15 protein-coding genes and 1 pseudogene are annotated in these 19,879 nt (G+C 62.7%); 7 read left to right on the top strand and 9 right to left on the bottom strand.

Going from position 1 to position 19,879, the window contains the following annotated elements; all coding sequences use genetic code 11:
• Positions 1 to 30 precede the first annotated feature (30 nt).
• The 3 genes from XH91_RS23275 to XH91_RS23285 all read right to left on the bottom strand — a co-directional run bounded on the left by XH91_RS23275 (position 31) and on the right by XH91_RS23285 (position 4,025).
• Positions 31 to 831, bottom strand: a complete 801-nt coding sequence (locus XH91_RS23275; protein ID WP_128952739.1) for an NYN domain-containing protein — start codon at positions 829 to 831, stop codon at positions 31 to 33.
• 108 nt (positions 832 to 939) lie between these two features.
• On the bottom strand, positions 940 to 1,779 hold the full coding sequence (locus tag XH91_RS23280) for an IclR family transcriptional regulator (RefSeq protein WP_128952740.1): 840 nt from the start codon (positions 1,777 to 1,779) through the stop codon (positions 940 to 942).
• Positions 1,780 to 1,895: 116 nt separating this feature from the next.
• Positions 1,896 to 4,025, bottom strand: coding sequence for an acetate--CoA ligase family protein (locus XH91_RS23285; protein WP_128952741.1), 2,130 nt, complete (start codon positions 4,023 to 4,025; stop codon positions 1,896 to 1,898).
• Between the two features lie 345 nt (positions 4,026 to 4,370).
• On the opposite strand from XH91_RS23285, the gene XH91_RS23290 reads away from it, so the two are divergent.
• The 3 genes from XH91_RS23290 (at position 4,371) to frc (ending at position 8,209) form a co-directional block, all read left to right on the top strand.
• Positions 4,371 to 5,066 carry a GntR family transcriptional regulator gene (locus XH91_RS23290; RefSeq protein WP_164933761.1) on the top strand — a complete coding sequence of 232 codons (696 nt, stop codon included), beginning with the start codon at positions 4,371 to 4,373 and terminating at the stop codon, positions 5,064 to 5,066.
• A 73-nt stretch (positions 5,067 to 5,139) separates the two neighbouring features.
• Complete coding sequence (gene oxc / locus XH91_RS23295; protein ID WP_128952743.1) at positions 5,140 to 6,870, top strand: oxalyl-CoA decarboxylase; 1,731 nt, start codon at positions 5,140 to 5,142, stop codon at positions 6,868 to 6,870.
• Between the two features lie 61 nt (positions 6,871 to 6,931).
• Complete coding sequence (gene frc, locus XH91_RS23300) at positions 6,932 to 8,209, top strand: formyl-CoA transferase (protein WP_128952744.1); 1,278 nt, start codon at positions 6,932 to 6,934, stop codon at positions 8,207 to 8,209.
• Between the two features lie 280 nt (positions 8,210 to 8,489).
• On the opposite strand, the gene XH91_RS23305 is transcribed toward frc, so the two are convergent.
• The 4 genes from XH91_RS23305 to XH91_RS23320 form a co-directional block, all read right to left on the bottom strand.
• Positions 8,490 to 10,841 carry a cytochrome c3 family protein gene (locus XH91_RS23305; RefSeq protein WP_128952745.1) on the bottom strand — a complete coding sequence of 784 codons (2,352 nt, stop codon included), beginning with the start codon at positions 10,839 to 10,841 and terminating at the stop codon, positions 8,490 to 8,492.
• A gap of 92 nt (positions 10,842 to 10,933) precedes the next feature.
• Entirely contained in the window at positions 10,934 to 11,377 is a 444-nt protein-coding gene (locus tag XH91_RS23310) for a DUF2721 domain-containing protein (protein ID WP_245477182.1), read from the bottom strand.
• A 42-nt stretch (positions 11,378 to 11,419) separates the two neighbouring features.
• Positions 11,420 to 11,701 (bottom strand): hypothetical protein, encoded by a 282-nt coding sequence (locus tag XH91_RS23315; protein ID WP_128952747.1) that lies wholly within the window; start codon positions 11,699 to 11,701, stop codon positions 11,420 to 11,422.
• 76 nt (positions 11,702 to 11,777) lie between these two features.
• Positions 11,778 to 14,462 (bottom strand): arylsulfatase, encoded by a 2,685-nt coding sequence (locus XH91_RS23320; RefSeq protein ID WP_164933762.1) that lies wholly within the window; start codon positions 14,460 to 14,462, stop codon positions 11,778 to 11,780.
• A gap of 333 nt (positions 14,463 to 14,795) precedes the next feature.
• Between XH91_RS23320 and XH91_RS23325 the strand changes: the two genes are divergently transcribed.
• From XH91_RS23325 to XH91_RS23335, 3 genes are all read left to right on the top strand, one after another.
• Positions 14,796 to 15,845 carry a SphA family protein gene (locus XH91_RS23325; protein ID WP_164933772.1) on the top strand — a complete coding sequence of 350 codons (1,050 nt, stop codon included), beginning with the start codon at positions 14,796 to 14,798 and terminating at the stop codon, positions 15,843 to 15,845.
• Between the two features lie 415 nt (positions 15,846 to 16,260).
• Positions 16,261 to 16,632, top strand: a complete 372-nt coding sequence (locus XH91_RS23330; protein ID WP_128952749.1) for a hypothetical protein — start codon at positions 16,261 to 16,263, stop codon at positions 16,630 to 16,632.
• 219 nt (positions 16,633 to 16,851) lie between these two features.
• Complete coding sequence (locus tag XH91_RS23335) at positions 16,852 to 18,129, top strand: MFS transporter (protein ID WP_206733499.1); 1,278 nt, start codon at positions 16,852 to 16,854, stop codon at positions 18,127 to 18,129.
• Positions 18,130 to 18,231: 102 nt separating this feature from the next.
• On the opposite strand, the gene XH91_RS39450 is transcribed toward XH91_RS23335, so the two are convergent.
• Positions 18,232 to 18,933, bottom strand: coding sequence for an alpha/beta fold hydrolase (locus XH91_RS39450; protein ID WP_245477183.1), 702 nt, complete (start codon positions 18,931 to 18,933; stop codon positions 18,232 to 18,234).
• Between the two features lie 282 nt (positions 18,934 to 19,215).
• A pseudogene (locus tag XH91_RS40340) lies at positions 19,216 to 19,359 on the bottom strand (DUF1127 domain-containing protein); the annotation flags it as partial.
• A gap of 130 nt (positions 19,360 to 19,489) precedes the next feature.
• Here XH91_RS40340 and XH91_RS23345 point away from each other — a divergent pair.
• Positions 19,490 to 19,879 (top strand): GntR family transcriptional regulator, encoded by a 390-nt coding sequence (locus XH91_RS23345; protein WP_128952751.1) that lies wholly within the window; start codon positions 19,490 to 19,492, stop codon positions 19,877 to 19,879.

Here is a 19,879-nt window from a genome sequence, read left to right on the forward strand (position 1 = left end):
GGCAAGCTCAAATATAACGGCACGCCCTGCTTACGCCTTGGGCGGTGAACCGCCTGCCGTCACCGACCTTGCAGGTCGGCGCGAGTTCCGCCTTCTCGGCGGTGGCGTGGCGGTCGGCTTGACCCGAATCCGCATCGACCGGCCCTTTAACTCGTCAATTTCGAACGAATTCGTCTTTCGCACGAGATCACTCAGCTTGCGGAAGCCAAAGGTCCTCGGATCGAAATCGGAAGCCAGATTGGCGAGCTGCCGGCCGACTTCCCCGAGCGTCACCCAGCCGTCTTCGCTTTCCATCTGGGTGATGACCTTCTTGATGATGGGCGTCGCGGCATCCGGCGGCTGAAGCGATGTCGATCTTGACGCGACATCCTGGGTGTTCGCCGGGACCGCGAGCAGGTTCTCTGTGTAGACAAATCTTCGGCAGGCCTGCCTGAAGCTTTCCGGTGTCTTGTGTTCGCCGAACCCGAAGACATCGACGCCCTGCTCCCGGATGCGGGCGGCCAGACGGGTGAAGTCGCTGTCGGACGACACCAGGCAGAAGCCATCGAACCGGCCGCTGTGAAGCAGGTCCATTGCGTCGATGACCAAGGTTATGTCGGAGGCGTTCTTTCCCGTCGTATAGGCGAACTGCTGCTGTGGGATGATGGCGTGCTTCGATAGGATGTCAGCCCACCCCCTGGATCGCGCACTGGAGAAGTCGCCATAGATGCGGCGAACGCTGGCCTCGCCGATCTTGGCAATCTCCTCGAACAGTCCATCGGCGATCTTTGCGGATGCATTGTCGGCGTCAATCAGAACAGCGAGACGGGGCGAACGGAGCTCGGAAGGCATGACATTCCCCATAAGGACGCGACAACGGGGGATGGATATACCGATGTTGGGGCTCTTGCCGCCAGACCTGATTTCCTTCAGCGGGTCACGACCGACCGCAAACCCGGCTCAGGCCGGTTTCACCGCCGGGGTCATCCCCCCGAGCGCGGCCGTCAGTTCCGCGGCCACCTCCCGCACCATCCGGCCAACCTCAGGCAATCGCTGGTCGGTGATGCGGCTGGTCAGGCCCGAGACGGAGATCGCGGCGAGCGGCTCTACCAGCGCGTTGTAGACCACGGCGGCGACGCAGCGCAGGCCCATCTCGGCCTCTTCGTCGTCCACCGCAAAACCTTGCTTGCGGATCGTCGCGAGCTCCTTGAACAGGTCGCTCGGCCGCACAATGGATTTTTCGGTGAGGCGGGGCATGCCGTGATGGCGGATGACGGCGCCAACGTCCTCGTCGGAATAGGTCGCAAGCACCGCCTTGCCGACGCCCGACGTGACCATGGGAACGCGACCGCCGACCTTGGTCAGCGAGCGCATGATCTCGCGGCTTTCCATGCGGGTCAGCACGATGATGAACTCGTCGTCGACCACGGCAAGGTTGGCGGTCTCGCGGGTCAGATCGCGCAGCTTGCGGAGGTACGGAATCGCCTGCGCGGTGAAATTGCGCCTCCGCGCGAAGCTAGCACCCACGGTGAAGCTGCGCACACCGACATGCCATTTGGATTCGGCGCGGTCGAACTGAACGAAGCGGCGGCTTTCCAGCGTCGCCAGCAGGCGGTGCACGGTGGAAGCCGACAGGCCGGTGCGAACGGCGAGGTCGCTGAGGCGATAGCCTTCGTCGTCTTCGGCCAATGTTTCCAGGATCGACAGTGCACGGTCGACGGACTGCACGCCGCCGTCACGATCGGCGTCTGCTGCCGATCGTGCGTCGAGCGATTTGCGCCGGATCACGTTCTTGCCCATCGCGACCTGCCGCTGTGGCTGGCGTCATTCCGGGACGCGCAAGAGCGCGTCCCCGGGATCTCGAAATCCCGGGTTCGACGCTTCGCGGCGCCCCGGGATCACTGGAGAGACTACGTTCAGAGCAGGCCCGCGCCGCGCGCCCACTTGTACTTGGCGCCGAGCACCTCGACCGGAAGTTCGGTCGAGTAAGCATAGGCCGGGATGCCGTTCTGGTAGAGATATTCGGCGGCTTCCTCGACCTCGACGTCGCCGGCCAGCGAAGCCACGATCGGCTTCACGAAGCCCTTGGCCTCCATCTCCTTCTTCACCTCGACCATGTTGCGGGCGAACACCATCGGCGGCGTGACGATGGTGTGCCAGTAGCCGAGGATCAGCGAATGGATGCGCTCATCCGACAGGCCGAGCTTCACCGTATTGACGTAGGTGATCGGCGGCTCGCCGCCGGTGATATCCACAGGATTTCCGGCCGCGCCGAACGGCGGGATGAACTTGCGGAAGGCCGCATCGAGATCCGGCGGCATCGACATCAGCGACAGGCCGTTGTCGACGCAGGAGTCCGACAGCAGCACGCCCGAGCCGCCGGCACCGGTGATGATCAGCACGTTCTCGCCCTTCGGCGTCGGCAGTACCGGCACGCCGCGGGCGAATTCGAGCAGCTGCCGCAGGCTGCGGGCGCGGATCACGCCGGACTGCGCCAGCACGTCCTCATAGATCTTGTCGTTGCCGGCGAGCGCGCCGGTGTGCGACGAGGCGGCCTTGGCGCCGGCCGAGGTGCGGCCGGCCTTGAGCACGACGACCGGCTTCTTCTTGGAGACCCGTTTGGCGGCTTCCGCGAAGGCGCGGCCATCCTTGAGGTCCTCGCAGTGCTGCGCGATCAGGTTGGTGTTCGGATCCTGCTCGAAGAAAGCGAGCAGATCGTCCTCGTCGATGTCGGACTTGTTGCCGAGGCCGACGATCGCGGAGACGCCCATCTTGGCCGAGCGCGAAAAGCCGATGATCGCCATGCCGATGCCGCCCGACTGGGAGGACAGCGCCGCGTGGCCCTTGACGTCATAGGCCGTGCAGAAGGTCGCACAGAGGTTCGCCGGCGTATAATAGAAGCCGTAGATGTTCGGCCCCATCAGGCGGATGTCGTACTTCTTGCCGACCTCGACGATCTCCGCTTGCAGCTCCGGCGCGCCGGCCTCAGCGAAGCCGGACGGGATCAGCACCGCGCCCGGAATCTTCTTCTCACCGCATTCGGTGAGCGCGGCGGCCACGAACTTCGCGGGGATCGCGAACACGGCCGTGTCGATCACGCCGGGCACATCCTTCACGCTCTTGTAGGCCTTATAGCCGAGGATCTCGGCCGCCTTCGGATGGATCGGATAGATCTCGCCCTTGTAGCCGCCGTTGATGAGGTTCTTCATCACGGAGTTGCCGATCTTGCCATCCTCGGCGGAAGCGCCGACCACAGCGACTGCCTTCGGCTGCATGATGCGGCTCATGGCCGCAACGATCTCTTCGGTCGGACGCGGCTTCGGCTTGGGCTTGTAGGCGAAGTCGACGACGATGCGAACGTCGGCGGCAACGGCGTCCTTGGCGGTGGCGAACACAGGGTTGAGGTCGAGCTCGACGATCTCAGGGAAGTCGGTGACGAGCTGCGAGACCTTGACGATGACGTCGGCAAGTGCTGCACGGTTCACTGGCTCGCCGCCGCGAACCCCCTTGAGAATCTCGTGCGCCTGGATGCCATCGAGCATCGACAGTGCGTCTTCCTTGGTCGCGGGCGCGAGGCGGAAGGTGATGTCCTTCAAGACCTCGACCAGCACGCCGCCGAGACCGAAGGCGACCAGCTTGCCGAACGAGCCGTCGGTGATCGAGCCGACGATGACCTCTGTGCCGCCGGCCAGCATCTGCTGCACCTGGATGCCCTCGATCTTGGCATCGGCCTTGTACTTCCTGGCATTGCCAAGAATGGTCTCATAGGCCTTCTCGGCGTCTTCGGCCGTCTTGACGCCGACTATGACACCGCCCGCCTCGGTCTTATGGAGAATGTCCGGCGAGACGATTTTCATCACCACCGGGAATCCCATCGACGACGCCATCTTGCCGGCCTCGCCGGCCGACTTCGCCACGCCCTCTTTCGGCACCGGAATGCCGTAGGCGTCGCAGACCACCTTGCCTTCGGGGGCGGTCAGGCTGGTGCGTTTGTCGGCCTTGACCTGGTCAAGGACCTTGCGGACGACGTCTTTGGAATTGGACATGAGCTTCTCCCTTGACCTTCAGTTCTTGCTTTGCAAAGCGCGCGTGATGCGGCTGCCCGTGATACTTGCCATCATCGCGCTCTGTTCCACCTAGCGGAACGGAGCGGCGAAAGGCCTTGATTACTCCGCCAGCTTGGATCAAAAATGGCTAGCGATGGCATTTGGTATGCCAGAAGCCAACTTGTCAAGTCGGAGCAGGCTCGATAACGCCGCAAAAAATAGGCAGCTTGACATTCTGGCATTTGGTATGCCAAAAACTTTCCGGTAAATATTCCTGTAAAAGACGACTCCCATCAGAGGAGAATCGTCGTGTCACTGCGGAAACCAACCAAGGCGTTGCCGAATATGGCCGAGGCAGACATCGCAATCGTTCGTATTGCCCCGGAGAGCAGCTTCAAGAACAAGGCGTATGACGCCTTGAAGGAAGCCATCCTCAAGATGGACATCTACTCGACGCCGGAGCCTGTCATGCTGGACGAGCGTGCGCTTTCGGAACGGCTGGGTGTCAGCCGCACGCCGATCCGCGAAGCGATCGCGATGCTCGAGCAGGACGGTTTCGTGAAGACCGTGCCGCGCCGCGGCATTATGGTGGTGCGCCGGACCAAGAGCGAGATCGTCGACATGATCCGCGCCTGGGCGGCGCTTGAGAGCATGGCGGCGCGCCTCATCACCACCACCGCGCGCAAGAAGGACATCACGGCGCTGCGCGACTATTTCAAGGATTTTGGCAAGGACCGCCTGCCCGAGGATCACGTCGAGGAATATTCCAAGGCCAACATCGCCTTCCACCAGGCGCTGATCTCGCTGTCGGAATCCCCCGTCCTGGTCGACCTCACCAACGACCTTTTGCTGCACGTGCGCGGCTATCGGCAGCTGACGATCGGGCGCAAGGACCGCACCGCGACGTCGCTGCCCGAGCATCTCGGCATGATCGAAGCGCTCGAGGCGCGCGACACCGAGCTCGCCGAGAAGCGCGCTCGCGACCACACCCTCGGCCTCGCCGCTTACGTCGAAGCGCACGGCCAGGAACTGTTTACGTAACTCTTCACCTGACAACCTTCACCAGAAGGGCGAAAAATTCGCCCCACTACTTGAGACCAGGGAGACAAGGCCCATGCTGAACACCGCGACCAAGTCCGAAGCACCGGGCACCGAGCAGGAACTGACGGATGGCTTTCATCTCGTCATCGACGCGCTCAAGCTGAACGGCATCAACACCATCTATAATGTGCCGGGCATCCCGATCACGGATTTGGGCCGCATGGCGCAGGCCGCCGGCATTCGCGTGATCTCCTTCCGACACGAGCAGAACGCCGGCTACGCCGCGGGCATCGCCGGCTATCTCACCAAGAAGCCCGGCGTCTGTCTCACGGTCTCCGCGCCCGGCTTCCTCAACGGTCTCACCGCGCTCGCCCATGCCACCACCAACTGCTACCCGATGATCCTGGTCTCGGGCTCCTCCGAGCGCGAGATCGTCGACCTGCAGCAGGGCGACTATGAAGAGATGGACCAGCTCGCGATCGCCAAGCCGCTGTGCAAGGCGGCCTATCGCGTGCTGCATGCCCAGGACATCGGTATCGGCTTTGCCCGCGCCATCCGCGCCGCGGTCTCGGGCCGTCCGGGCGGCGTCTATCTCGACCTGCCGGCAAAACTGTTCGGACAGGTGATGAACGCCGAGGCCGGCCAGAAGTCGCTGGTCAAGGTGATCGACGCGGCGCCCGCACAGATCCCCTCGCCCGCTTCGGTCAAGCGCGCGCTTGATGTTTTGAAGAGCGCAAAACGTCCGCTCATCATCCTCGGCAAGGGCGCGGCCTACGCGCAGGCCGACGAGGAGATCAAGAGCTTCGTCGAGAAGAGCGGCGTGCCGTTCCTCCCCATGAGCATGGCCAAGGGTCTGCTCCCCGACACGCATCCGCAATGCGCCGGTGCCGCCCGCTCGACCGTGCTGAAGGATTCCGACGTCGTCATGCTGATCGGCGCGCGGCTGAACTGGCTGCTCTCGCACGGCAAGGGCAAGAGCTGGGGCGATCAGCCGAAGAAGTTCATCCAGGTCGACATCGAGCCGAAGGAAATGGACTCCAACGTCGAGATCGTCGCGCCCGTCGTCGGCGACATCGGCTCTGTCGTCTCCGCCTTCAACCAGGCGATCGGTGCGGGCTGGACCGCGCCGGCCGAATGGACCAAGGCTGTCTCGGCCAAGCGCGAAGAGAACGTCGCGAAAATGGCGCCGAAGCTCATGAACAACAAGTCGCCGATGGACTATCACGGCGCGCTCGGCGTGCTGAAGAACGTGATCAAGGATCACCCCGAGGCGATCCTCGTCAACGAAGGCGCCAACACGCTCGACCTCGCTCGCGGCGTCATCGACATGTACCGCCCGCGCAAGCGTCTCGACGTCGGCACCTGGGGCGTGATGGGCATCGGCATGGGCCAGGCGATCGCGGCTGCGCTCGAGACCGGTCACCCCGTGCTCGCGGTGGAAGGCGACTCGGCGTTCGGCTTCTCCGGCATGGAGGTCGAGACCATCTGCCGCTACAATCTGCCGATCTGCGTCGTCATCTTCAACAATGACGGCATCTATCGCGGCACCGACGTCAACGGCGCGAACTCCGATCCCGCGACCACGGTGTTCGTCAAGGGCGCGCGCTACGACAAGATGATGGAAGCCTTCGGCGGCGTCGGCGTGAACGCCACCTCGCCCGACGAGCTCAAGCGCGCCGTGAACGAGGCGATGGCGTCGCGCAAGCCGACGGTGATCAACGCGGTGATCGATCCGGCGGCGGGCTCGGAGAGCGGCCGCATCGGCAACCTCAATCCGCAGAGCGTTCTGCAGAAGAAGAAGTAAGTCCACCCCTCAACCTTATTCCCTGCGGGTGCAGGGGCAGACAGAGTACGGAGCATAGACGATGACCAAAGCGCTCGAGGGCGTTCGCATTCTCGATTTCACCCACGTTCAGTCAGGACCGACCTGCACGCAGTTGCTGGCCTGGTTCGGCGCCGACGTGATCAAGGTGGAGCGCCCGGGCGTGGGTGACATCACCCGCGGCCAGCTGCAGGACATCCCGAACGTGGACAGCCTGTATTTCACCATGCTCAACCACAACAAGCGTTCGATCACGCTCGACACCAAGAACCCGAAGGGCAAGGAAGTCCTCACCGAGCTGATCAAGAAGTGCGACGTGCTGGTCGAGAATTTCGGCCCCGGCGTGCTCGACCGCATGGGCTTCCCCTGGGAGAAGATCCAGGCCATCAACCCGAAGATGATCGTCGCGTCGATCAAGGGCTTCGGCCCCGGCCCCTACGAAGACTGCAAGGTCTATGAGAACGTCGCGCAGTGCACCGGCGGCGCCGCCTCCACCACCGGCTTCCGCGACGGCCTTCCCCTCGTCACCGGCGCGCAGATCGGCGACAGCGGCACCGGCCTGCATCTGGCGCTCGGCATCGTCACCGCGCTGTACCAGCGCACGCATTCGGGCAAGGGCCAGCGCGTCACGGCCGCGATGCAGGACGGCGTGCTCAACCTCGCCCGCGTCAAGCTGCGCGACCAGCAGCGCCTCGCCCACGGACCCCTGAAGGAATACAGCCAGTTCGGCGAAGGCATTCCGTTCGGCGATGCCGTGCCGCGCGCCGGCAACGATTCCGGCGGTGGCCAGCCCGGCCGCATCCTGAAATGCAAGGGCTGGGAGACCGATCCCAACGCCTACATCTACTTCATCACCCAGGCCCCGGTCTGGGAGAAGATCTGCGACGTGATCGGTGAGCCCTCGTGGAAGACCGATCCGAACTACGCCAAGCCCGCAGCCCGCCTGCCGCGCCTGAACGAGATCTTCGCCCGCATCGAGCAGTGGACGATGACGAAGACCAAGTTCGAGGCGATGGAGATCCTCAACAAGGACGACATCCCCTGCGGCCCGATCCTGTCGATGAAGGAGATCGCTGAGGACCAGTCGCTGCGCGCGACCGGCACCGTGGTCGAAGTCGACCACCCCACCCGCGGCAAGTACATCTCGGTCGGCAACCCGATCAAGCTGTCGGACAGCCCGAGCGACGTCACCCGCTCGCCGCTGCTCGGCGAGCACACCGACGAGATCCTGCGCGCCGTGCTCGGCTTCTCGGATCATCAGGTCGCCGAGATCCACAAGTCGGGCGCGCTCGATCCGCCGCAGAAGCAGGCCGCCGAGTAAGCGCAAGCAAATCGATCAAGACGGAAGGGCCGCCCATCGGGGCGGCCCTTTTTGCTTCGGCAAGACCGTGCGACGCCCAGCATAAGCCGAAAGTCGAAAACAACCCCATGCACAGTAGCCGGCCTCGTCGGCCGAGGAGGCAATTTCGTATTTATCGAATTTTTTCTTGCGGCGTCGGGCAAAACAGGAGTAGTATGTCATCATCGCGCCGTCCATCAGCAGTGACGCCTGCAATCGGCTCGCCATTCCCGCAGGCGTGGATACCCAGGACCAATCTCTGCTATCGCTTCAACTCCTTGATGAAATCGGCCAGACGCGAGTCGTCCGGCATGAGCTTCGATAGCCGCTCGGCATAAGCGAGCGCGGCTACAACATCTCCCTTCTCGCGGCTGAAGTTCAGCGCGGCGGACAACAACTCCAGACTGTTGGGATGCGCATGTAAACTTTCCTTCAGCACCGCAAGCGCGTCGTCGCGCCGGCCATTCGCGCTGAGCCCGACGGCATAGACGTAGGCGTAGTGCGTCTGCCCCGGCGCCAAAGACGCGGCCTGACGCAGCTCATCGAGCGCAGCCTCGTTGCGCTTCTGGCGTACGAGCGCCAGACCGAGTGCATGGTGAAGAGATGCATCCTGCGCCGACGTGGCGAGAGCCTCACGCAAGACCTGCTCACAATCGCTTTCGCGTCCAAGCTGCCGATAGAGGTCAGACAGGTTGACGGCGGCGGCTGTGAACGAAGGATCCAGCCGAAGTGCAGCACGATATTCGATCTCCGCCTCACCGGCATTGGCTTGGCGGGCAAAGAAGCCCCCGAGTGCGGTACGGGCGTCAGGCCTGTCCGCGTTCAGCCTCTGGGCAGCCACGAACTCGGCCGCGGCCCGCGTGAAGCTATCGCGATCGGCTGCGGGTTGCCGTGCTGGCGGCGTGGCCGCAAGAAGATCGGCTGCGCGAATGCGCACGCCGCGCACGGGATCGCTGAGCCGCGAGGAGGCGAGCGACCAGAGTTGTTCGGACGATACCCCTTCCAGCCCGTCGAGTGCGCCACGTCTCACAAGCGGATCGGGATCGGACAACGCGTGCCGGATCAGGTCCAAATCCGGTACCGGAAGCTCAGCGAGTGCGCTGGCGCGGACGATGCCGGGAACGTCGCCCGATCCGGCGATTGCGGCGAGCCGCGCTTGGGCATCGGCAGCCTCGCTCCAGACGGCATGAAACGCCGACGCCCAGGTCTGGTAACCGCGCCGCTCCGTGCCGAACCAGGTTTCGACTTGCCGGGCCGCCCACATCGCAGACTTGTCGCGGTGACACTCGTTGCATGCATTCGGCGTGCCGGTCTGCACGGAGAGATCGGGCCTCGGAATGCGGAAGCCGTGGTCGTGACGGCGATCGACGACCATGTAGCGCCGCTCCGGCATATGGCAGGCCGGACAGCCGGGCGGTGGCGAGACGTCGGCGTGATGGCGATGCGCAGTCGATTGGTACTTCTCGGGTGCGTGGCACTGCGCGCAGACGCCGTCCCCAGGGGCCTTCAGAGTCGCGCTGTGCGGGTCGTGGCAGTCGCTGCAGGTCACGCCTTTGGCGAACATCCTGCTCTGCTTGAAGGGCGCGTAATTGTAGGTCTCCTCGTCATCGCGCATCTGGCCGTCGGCATGAAAATACCGGCGATCGAGCAGCGCAACCTGGTGGGTTTCCGAGAGCGGCCGTCCCGGCATCCAGTCTTCCGAAAGCTGAGCGCGACGAGCATGACAGCGCCCGCAAGTCTCGACCTCCTTGCGAAGCGCCCCTGGCTGCGCACTGCGCGTCGGCGTCATTGTTCCAGCCAAGGCCGACCAGGTGATGCCCGTGCGCTCGTCAAAGGAGACAAGCAGGCCGTCATCGACGCCGCGCGACGCCGGCTTGCCGCGCGCCCAGGCGACGTGACGCGAGCCGGCACCATGACACGCCTCGCAGCCGACGCTGATCTCGGAGAAGGTGGTGGCAAACGTGTCCTTGCCGGCATCGTAGCCCTTGCGTACGCCGGTCGAGTGACACTCGGCGCACATGAAATTCCAATTCTGGTTCAGCTTCGTCCAGTGCAGGGGGTCGTCATGGGTGATGGCGCTGTCGGGATAGAGATGAAACCAGCGCTGGCCGCCCTGCTCCTTCGGTCGCGTATCCCAGGCGATGGAGAGAGCCTGGATGCGGCCGTCGGGAAATTCGATCAGGTATTGCTGCAGCGGATCGATGCCGAAGGCGTATTTGACCTCGAAGGTGGCAAGCTTTCCGTCCGGCCCGTCAGTTTCGACCATGAACTTATCGTCCTTGCGGAAGAAGCGCGAACGCGTGCCGGCATAGTCGAAGGTTGCGCCGTTGAAGTCGCCACGTACGGATTGCGCGGTGGCGTGATCCATGGCGTGGCGATGTTGCGAGCTCAGCCAGAGTCGTGCCTCCGCTTGGTGGCAGCCCGCACAGGACTCGCTTCCAACGAAGGCCAGTTCGGCGGGCGCGGACGGCCGGACCCGGACCTTCGACATTTCGAACCAGAGAAGCCCGGCGGCGATTGCGACAGCAAGCGCGCTCGCGCCGGCGATCCGCCGCTTCATCGGGCTATGCGGGACGGTCGGTGGCTGCGGTGCAGAATGATCCGGTTCGGGCATTCGCGCCTCGCGGACCTTGTCGCGCTTGCGGTTCTTTCGCGAGCCCCTTGCCACGTCAGCTCACCGCTCCAGTCGTTCAACTGCCATCGGGCTTATACGTGAAGGTCATTGTCGTGAAGCGCGATCCTTGCCTCGCGCGCGAGATCGACGAGGGATACGCTGAACATCAGCATCGCCGCCATGAACAGGATGGCCACGCCGTACTCGTGGGTGAAATGCAGGAGCGCGCCGATGAATGCGAAGATGATGATGAGAGCCGTCAGGATGGCCGCGATCACGGAACAGAACAATGATCTGTTCAGAAGTCTCGCCCTCCGTCGAAGCCGGGGCAGATCGGCCTTCAGGAAGGCTCTTGTGGAGTCGTTTGCCGGGATACTGTGAATGAACTGCGAACGGTCGATCACTCGGTTGATCCTGGAGATCAATACGGAAATGAACGCGGCGACTGCGCCGAGCAGAAAGGCCGGCGCGGCGACATTAGCGATGATGCGGCCAAGCTGGTCGATCGACGGGGTGGCGGGGATCAGATCGGCCACGCTATGCATGTCGCGCCGTTCGGTGCCAGGCCACGCGACCCATCATCGAAGCGGCTCGACCTTGGCGGCCATGTCGGGGGCGCGGCTCACCCGAAAGCTCGCATTGCTGCATCTGAGCACCCAAACCGCATGATCGGGCCTCGAGCGCGTGGCGTCCCTCGCTGCGCCGACCGCCTTGTCGCACGAAAAGCCCTGCGAGCGGATTTGCGCGGCGAGTATGCTCTGCACCGTCTCTTCGGCTGCTCGCGCCCGAACTCCGCCGATGACCATGGCAGCAGCAGCCAGCACGACGGCCGAAGGATAGATCGAACGACTAGGCTTCATGAACCTCTCCGATCCTGACATCATGCAAATCGAGCCGGAGGGAAGCCGATTGGCTACCCGCCGGTCTAACCCGGGATTATTGCTGGACGCACTCCTGAATGAACTTGATCCGGTCCACGACACCGAGATCCTTCGCCTCCGCCTGCTTGCGGCAGCCCTCGCGTTTGTCGATCCGCAACTGGATCTTGTCGACGAGACTCAGACCGACGGTTCCGACTTGTGGTTCGGCCGAAGCCGTCTTTCCGGCGTCGGCGGACGGACCGTCGCCGGCCGCCCGAGCCGCCTCCTGCAGGCGCTTGACGTCGTCCGGGCTTAGCTTCGGCCGGTCTATGTCGAGCGTGAGCTTGTTGATCTTGCCGGTGAAGGCAAACGGTGTCTGATAGTCGTTGTCGTCCACCGGCGTGCCGGTGTCGGAGCCGATGTCGAACGCTTCATCCCATTGCAGGATGAACGGCAGCGTGTGCTCCATCTTCTCCGTGGCCACCGCCTTGCCGTCGACCTTCAGCGTGCCGGTGCCGCCCTGGCCGATGCCGGTATAATTGCCGAACATCATCGTGGCCGCACCAAGACCATCATACTTGAAGTCAAACTCGATCAGGTGCTTGCCAGGGGTCAGGTCAGGCCCCTCCCAACGCACGCGCTTCAGGTCGACGAGGTTCCATGTGAAGACGGGCTTGTTCTTGAGGACATAGAAGCCATAGCCCCCGAAACGTCCTCCCTGCGTCACGAGCATGCCCTCGGCGCCGCCATCTGGAATATCGACGTCGACCTTGAAGATATAGGAGGCGTTGAGCAGGCTCGGCGCGTCGCCGTTGGGCGTTCCAGTCATCGGCCGGGTCCAGGCAAAGTTCGTGCGGCCCGCACTCAGGCTGGGACGCGGAGTAATCATACGCGACGCCACCGTCGAATCGAGCGGCAGCACCTGATATTTTTCCGCCTCCTTCCAGAACAGCGCCTGCAACTCCTTCAGCTTGTCCGGATATTTGGCGGCGACGTCCTCGGTCTGCGTCCAGTCGTTGCGCAGATCATAGAGCTCCCAAGGGTAGTCCTCGGGCTTCGGCAGCTTCGCGACCGTCACCCAGGGCGGCCTCAGGACTTTCGTGCTCGCGATCCAGCCGTCATTGTAGATTGCGCGATCGGCAAACATTTCGAAATATTGCGTTGTGTGCGTCGTTGGCGCATTCGCGTTCTTGGCATCGAACGTGTACATCATGCTGACACCCTCGATCGGGCTCTGCTTGATGCCGTCGACGATGACCGGCGCCCTGATCTGCGCGGCCTCGAGAATGGTCGGCACCACGTCGATGACGTGGTGGAACTGGTTGCGGATGCCGCCCTTGTCCTTGATGACCGCCGGCCACGAGACTGCCATGCCCTGGCGCGTGCCGCCGAAATGCGAGACGATCTGCTTGGTCCAAGAGAACGGCGTGTCGAATGCCCAGGCCCAGCCGATCGACATGTGGTTATAGGTCTTGTCAGTACCCCACACGTCGTAAAAATATTTGAGCTGATCCTCGACTGACGGGGTGACCTGGTTGAACATCGCCACTTCATTGGGCGTACCGGTCGGCTGGCCCTCCGCGCTCGTGCCGTTGTCGCCCTCGATGTAGATGACCAGGGTGTTGTCGAGCTTGCCAAGATCATCGATCGACTGGATCACGCGACCGATCTCGCTGTCGGCATACGCCACATAGGCCGCGAACACGTCGGCCTGGCGGATGAAGAGCTTTTTCTCGTCGCCCGAGAGCTGGTCCCACTCCTTGATCAGGTCTTTCGGCCATGGGGTCATTTTCGCATTCTGCGGAATGACGCCGAGCCGCTTCTGGTTCTCGAAGATCGTGTCACGCAGCTTGTTCCAGCCCTGGTCGAACAGGTGCATGTCGCTGATCTTCTTCACCCACTCCGGTGTCGGATGATGTGGGGCATGCGTTGCACCGGGCGCGAACTTGATGAAGAACGGCGTGTCGGGCGACAGCGCATTCATGCGGTTGACGTAGTCGATCGCTTCATCGGCCATCGCCGTCATCAGATTCCAGCCGGGCTTGCCGACATAGGGATGGATCGGCGTCGTATTGCGGACGAGGTTGCCCGGCTGCCACTGGTTGGTGTCGCCGCCCATGAAGCCGTAGAAATATTCGAAGCCCATGCCGGTCGGCCACTGGTCGAACGGGCCGGCCTGGCTCGCCTGATATTCGGGCGTGTTATGATTCTTGCCGAACCAGGCGGTGTGATATCCATTGTCGGTCAGGATCCGGCCGATCGTGGCCTTGTCCTTGGTGATAATGCTGTCATAGCCGGGATAGCCGGTCGCCTGCTCGGCGATCACGCCATAGCCGACCGAGTGATGATTGCGTCCCGTGATCAGCGCAGCTCGCGTCGGCGAACACAGCGCGGTGGAATGAAAATTGGTATAGCGCAGTCCATTTTGCGCAATTCGGTCGAGCGCAGGCGTCGGGATCACGCCGCCGAACGTGCTGGGCACACCGTAGCCCGCGTCGTCAGTGATGATCAGGAGAACATTCGGCGCTCCTTTCGGAGGCACCACGCGAGCCGGCCAATACGGTTTCGAATCCCGAGCATCGCGCTCGATTTTCCCGCCGAATTTCTCCGGTGGCGGCGGAAGCTGATTGCCGGGAATGGTGATTGTCGCTGCCGGCGAACCGGGTGGCGGTGCGGTTTGTTGCGTCTGCTGTGCGAATGACGGCGCCGAAAAGGCAAGTGTCAACACAAATGCAGAGACGAAGGATCGGGCAGCGCTCATTGCAATTCCTCCCTTCAAATGAAGGGTCATGATCTGCTCGCGGCATCGAAAAGGGGTTGATATAAATCAACGCGTCAGATGGTGGCTTAAGTTCGCAGCGACTTTTCTACGCGACGTGATCGGATGGAGTGCTTTGCCGAGAGAACCCGATCATCCTTTCCCTTCGGAGGTAAGATAGCGCTGCATTGTGCTTTGTTTGCTACATCTGATTGCCAAAATGTCCTGCTGCCCTAGGTCGCTATGGCCAGCGTCGACGCCTTCGTCATATCGTCAGTATCGTACTAGGCGCTCCCACTGAGCGAAGCTTATGGTTCGGGAGAAGTCATCATGCGGATGATGAAGGCGTTTGCGGCCATTGCAATTGCGGCCGTCGCAGCAGTACCGACCAAGTCCTTGGCCGATGAAAGCGGTATCAGCTTCTGGATTCCCGGCACATTCGGCAGCCTCGCTGGCACGCCTCAGCAGCCGGGCTGGACGGCCGCCGCGATCTACTATCACACCTCGGTATCCGCCGGCGCCGACGTAGCCCGCGCGCGAGAAATTCAGATCGGCCGCATCCCCGCAAATCTGACCGCGACGCTGAACGCAAACGTCAATGCAAATGTCGACCTTGGATTGTTGAATGCGACTTACGTTTTTGCGACGCCGGTGCTGGGCGGTCAGGCCTCTACCAGCTTGATCGGCATCTACGGGGCGAATACCACCTCGCTCAATGGATTGGTCACGGGCACACTGGCACTGCCGGGCGGCGCCTCGATTCCCTTCTCGCGCGCCGATTCCATCAGCGACTCCGTGACGGGTTTCGGCGACCTGATCCCACAATTCGCGCTGCGATGGAACGCCGGTGTCAACAACTACATGACCTACATCACGGGCGATATTCCGGTCGGGGCTTACCAGTCGACCCGCCTCGCCAATATCGGGCTTGGGCATGGGACGATCGACGCCGGCGGCGGCTATACTTATTTCAATCCGCAGACGGGGCACGAATTGTCCGGCGTGCTCGGCTTCACCTATAATTTCAAGAACACCGACACGCAGTATCAGAGCGGCGTCGACATGCATTTCGACTGGGGCGCTTCGCAATTCCTGACCAAGCAGGTCCAGGTCGGTCTCGTCGGTTATGTCTACAAGCAACTCGGCTGCGACAGCGGCTCCGGCGATCGCATCGGCTGCTTCCGCTCGCAGGTCGCGGCCGCCGGCCCGCAGGTCGGCTTCATTTTCCCGGTCGGCGACATGCAAGGCTATCTGAACCTGAAAGCTTACAAGGAGTTCGCCGCGGAAAACCGGCCCGAGGGCTGGAACGCCTGGGTGACCTTTGTCATCTCGCCTGCAGCACCGCCCCCGGCGGTGACGCCGACAAAGCACATCATCACGAAGTGACAGGCGCTTCATCGCCGGGCGCGCTCTGTCGGTTGATCTGAATCAACGTCGATCCCGAGGAGCCGTGGCTCCCTGGACAGGACATACTGGTTGCAGCGTCCGGGCAGCGCGCGGGCACTGTCAAACGATCCGATCCCTGTTTGATCGTCGAGTACAGCCATGACGAGCGTTCGCTTTCTTGCCGTGCTTGCTACCTTTCAAATTTGGCTCGCTCCGCCGGCCCATGCAGCGGACCATTACGTTCGCCCAACCGGTGCAAGGGCTCAGGTGTTGGGTTCGCCGTCTCCTGCCTCTGCAGCCGCGCGCGGCTTCGTTTTGGGACAGGATCTGTTTGATCGTGCCAATCCAAACAATCTCAGGTCCGATTGGTCCCCACCGCCCGCGCAACCGGGGCAATTCTAGCAAGGAGACACAGATGAACGGCGCCCTGCTTTCACTTGCACTGCTTGCGGGTTCAATGGTCATACCGGCTTCTGATCGCGTTCCCGAGCTGAAGGTCGAGGCGCTTTGCCAGGCGACGTCCGAAACGGACAAGTCGATGGGACTGGCGTTGGCGCAAAGCTTTGCCGATTGCATGCGCGATGAAACGACAGCGCAGCAACAACTCGGCACGGTATGGTCGACGGCCAAGCCTACTGTCCGCGACGCCTGCGAAGGCGAGGCCATGGCAGGCGGAACCCAAAGCTATGTCGATTTGCTCACCTGCATCCAGATGACCGATACCGCAACTGCGCTGGCCTCGACGCCGCCGCTCAGAGGGGCCAGCAAGAACCGAAACAGGCAATAGTGACGCGTGCGGGCCGCTCCTTGATCGGGCCGGAGCCGCGCCAGTCGCCTGGCATGTCCGCCCGACGAAACGCAAGCCTGAAAGGCCGCCGGTTTCGGCGGCTTTTTTGTTGGACTCGGGGTCACTCTGCTCTACCCTTGGTTTCACCTTGAGCGGGACCAGCCCAGGCCAGGCCTTCGGCGTTTCCAGAGACTGCATCATCATCGAAGGGGTTTGGCCTTGCTTGCTGAGTTCATCGCACGACAGGCTGCGGCTCGAAACATCCACTACGGCTGGGTGATGGCTGCGCTGGGATTTCTCTATGGGCTGTTTGCGAGCTCGGCGCTCGGTGTACCCAGTGTCCTGATGCGAGACATCGCGGCTGACCTCCACGTCAGCATGAGCGAGTTGTCTGCGTCGCAAGGACTTCGCTTTGCGCTATTCGGATTGGTGGCACCGTTCGCCGGCGGCATGATGCTGCGATACGGCCCGCGGGTGATGCTGGCGGTCGCCGGCACGATGACCCTGGCGGGATTGCTGCTCACGGTCTTCATGACCAACCGGTTCGAAATGTGGCTGGGACTCGGGCTCATTCTCGGCATCGCGCCGGGGCTCACCGCCCTGCAGCTCGCCACGATCATTTCGGTGCGCTGGTTCACGACCCATCGTGGATTGGTCGTCGGTCTCCTGAACGGATCGGTCGCGACCGGCACATTGATCTTCGTGCCGATGGGCGCATGGATCACCGAGCATTGGGGCTGGCGCCTCGCGCTCGTTCCATCAGGACTTGGTCTTCTTCTCGCACTCATGCTTTTTCTGTTGCTCGGGAAGGACCGTCCCCAGGAATTGGGACTGGCGTCACTTGGCGAGACGGCAATGGCGCCGATCCCCGCGGTGCCGCGACGGAATTTTGTGGCGCTCAGCTTTCACGGCCTGCGCCTCGCGTCGACCCGCCCAGTGTTCTGGGTGTTGGCTCTGACGTTCCTGATCTGTGGCGTGTCCAGCTACGGGCTGACATCGACCCACTTCGTGCCCTTCTGCGGCGATCTCGGCTTGCCGGCCGTGACATCGGCAGGCCTGCTCGCCATGATCGGCGTGTTCGATCTGATCGGCACGGTGGGATCGGGATGGCTGTCCGATCGCTTCGACAACCGCTGGCTGCTCGCGATCTACTACGGTTTCCGCGGGCTCTCTCTGATCTGGCTCGTGGAATCCAACGCGACGCTCGTGACGATGAGCGCGTTTGCGATGCTCTACGGGCTGGACTTCATCGCGACGGTTCCGCCGACGGTCAGATTGACGGTCGGTACGTTTGGACGGGAAATGGGGCCGGTGGTGTTCGGTTGGATCTTTGCCGCTCACCAGCTCGGCGTCGGCCTGATGGCATTTGCCGCGGGCGTCAGCAGAGACGCGCTCGGGACTTATGTGCCGGCCTTTCTTTTCGCCGGACTTCTGTGCCTGCTGGCCGCCGCGGCCTTTGCGCTGGTGAAGCGTCCGGCGGTTCCGGCTCCAGCTTGACGGGCCTCGAGCGCGTCAGCCCTACACCTACTGCTCGCTACCGGGAAAAGAAGACTTCTTTTTCGTCGCCCAGTAGCGGCCTGATGTCCCTCTTGGCTCCTTCTAGTGGCTGGCGATGAAGGAAAGCACGGCCTCGTCGTAGGCTTGAGGGGCTTCACCCGGCACCGTGTGGGATGAGCCGGCAATCTCCACCCGAGTTCGCCGAGGCAGGCATCGCACCAATTCGTCGACGATGCGATGGAAGAATTCCGGACTGCGATCGCCGTTGGTCACGAGCGTCGGTGCCGAGATGCGCTTCGCCATGTCGCAGGTAAACACCGGGCGCGGGCGGGTCGTTATTGCATCCGCAACGGCCGACAACGCGTTGTCCGCCATCATCTTGCGCTCGCTCTCGGACCGCCGATCGTAGGTGCCGGGTCCGCCGATGGCTTCGGCAAACAACCGCAGCCCTGCATTGAGATCGTCCTTTTCGAAGGCTTGCCGCGCAGGAGCAAACCTCGCACCCCATTGCTTCAGAACATCATCCCCGCCTGGAACTCCGGCGAGCAACGCCGCGGCAGGAGGCTCGTTGATGACGAGCGTTCGCACCGCCTCGGGATGGTTGGCGGCGAAGAACAGCGCAGCATGCGCGCCGGAGGAGTGGGCGACAATGTGCGCGCTCGTAATGCCAAGCGCGGCCAGCAAGGCGGCAAGGTCCTCGCCATGCAGGTCTGCGGCGCCGTCGGGCAGACCGTCCTTGCTCGTCGCATTCGGAAAATGGTTCTGCCGGCTATAGGCGATGACCCGATGGGTTTTGGCGAACACCGCAAGATGCGAATTCCAGAAGCGGTAATCCTGAAGCCCACCGTGCACCAGAACAACGGGATCGCCCTGCCCGGCCTCGACATAGGCGAATTGCTTTCCGTTGACGCTGGCCTGCTTGACGTCGGCGCCGACGGCCGGCGCCAAATTCAACAGACAGAGAACGAGGCCGGTCGTCAGGATCTTGACTTTGAAGTTCATGGTGCCCTCCCGCAGATCGGCAAAGCGGCCCGAGACGACGTAGTCGATCTCGCCGCGCGCGATGGCGATGTCCCGAAGCTCCCGGTCATCCAGGGCGCACAGATCCCTGCGCAGCCTCCCGCGCCTGCGCCACTGCAGAAAGTCGTCACGATATCTTCCGAAGAGGCTGATGAGCCGGCTCGTTCGGGTCGTCGGGGAAAAGGCGGTTGTGCTGAAGGTCGTGGTCATTGCAGCGCCTCCTTGACGAAGTGGTTCGTCGTTTCGGAATTCGGCACGGCAGCAGCGCGAAAAAGTCCGGGCTTCGCGCGGATGAAACAGGCGTTGACGAGATAGTAACTGATATGTACTGTACTAGTCAATGCATACACTACTAGAATCGCTTCGTCTCGATAATTCGGGTGTTCCGATCTACATCCAGCTTCGGGACCAGATCCTGCGCAATCTCGGCGCGGGCGTCCTGGCTAGCGGCGACCAGATGCCGACGATGCGCGAAGTCGCAGTTGCCTTGAAGATCGACCTCAATACGGTCCGGCACGCCTACGACGAGTTGGAACGAATGGGCGCCATCACCCTGGTTCGGGGCCGGGGTAGCTTTGTCGCGGCGCCTCCGCCCGCAACCAGCGTACGTGAACAAGCCAGGCAGATTGACGGTCTGGCAAAACAGACGCTCGCTACGGCCGCCGCCGCGGGCATCGATCCCGTTGCCCTGGCCGATCGGATAAAGGTCCTCGCAAGACAGAAGGAATAG

It is taken from the genome of Bradyrhizobium guangzhouense, from assembly GCF_004114955.1.
In the GTDB taxonomy this organism is placed as follows: Bacteria; Pseudomonadota; Alphaproteobacteria; order Rhizobiales; family Xanthobacteraceae; genus Bradyrhizobium; species Bradyrhizobium guangzhouense.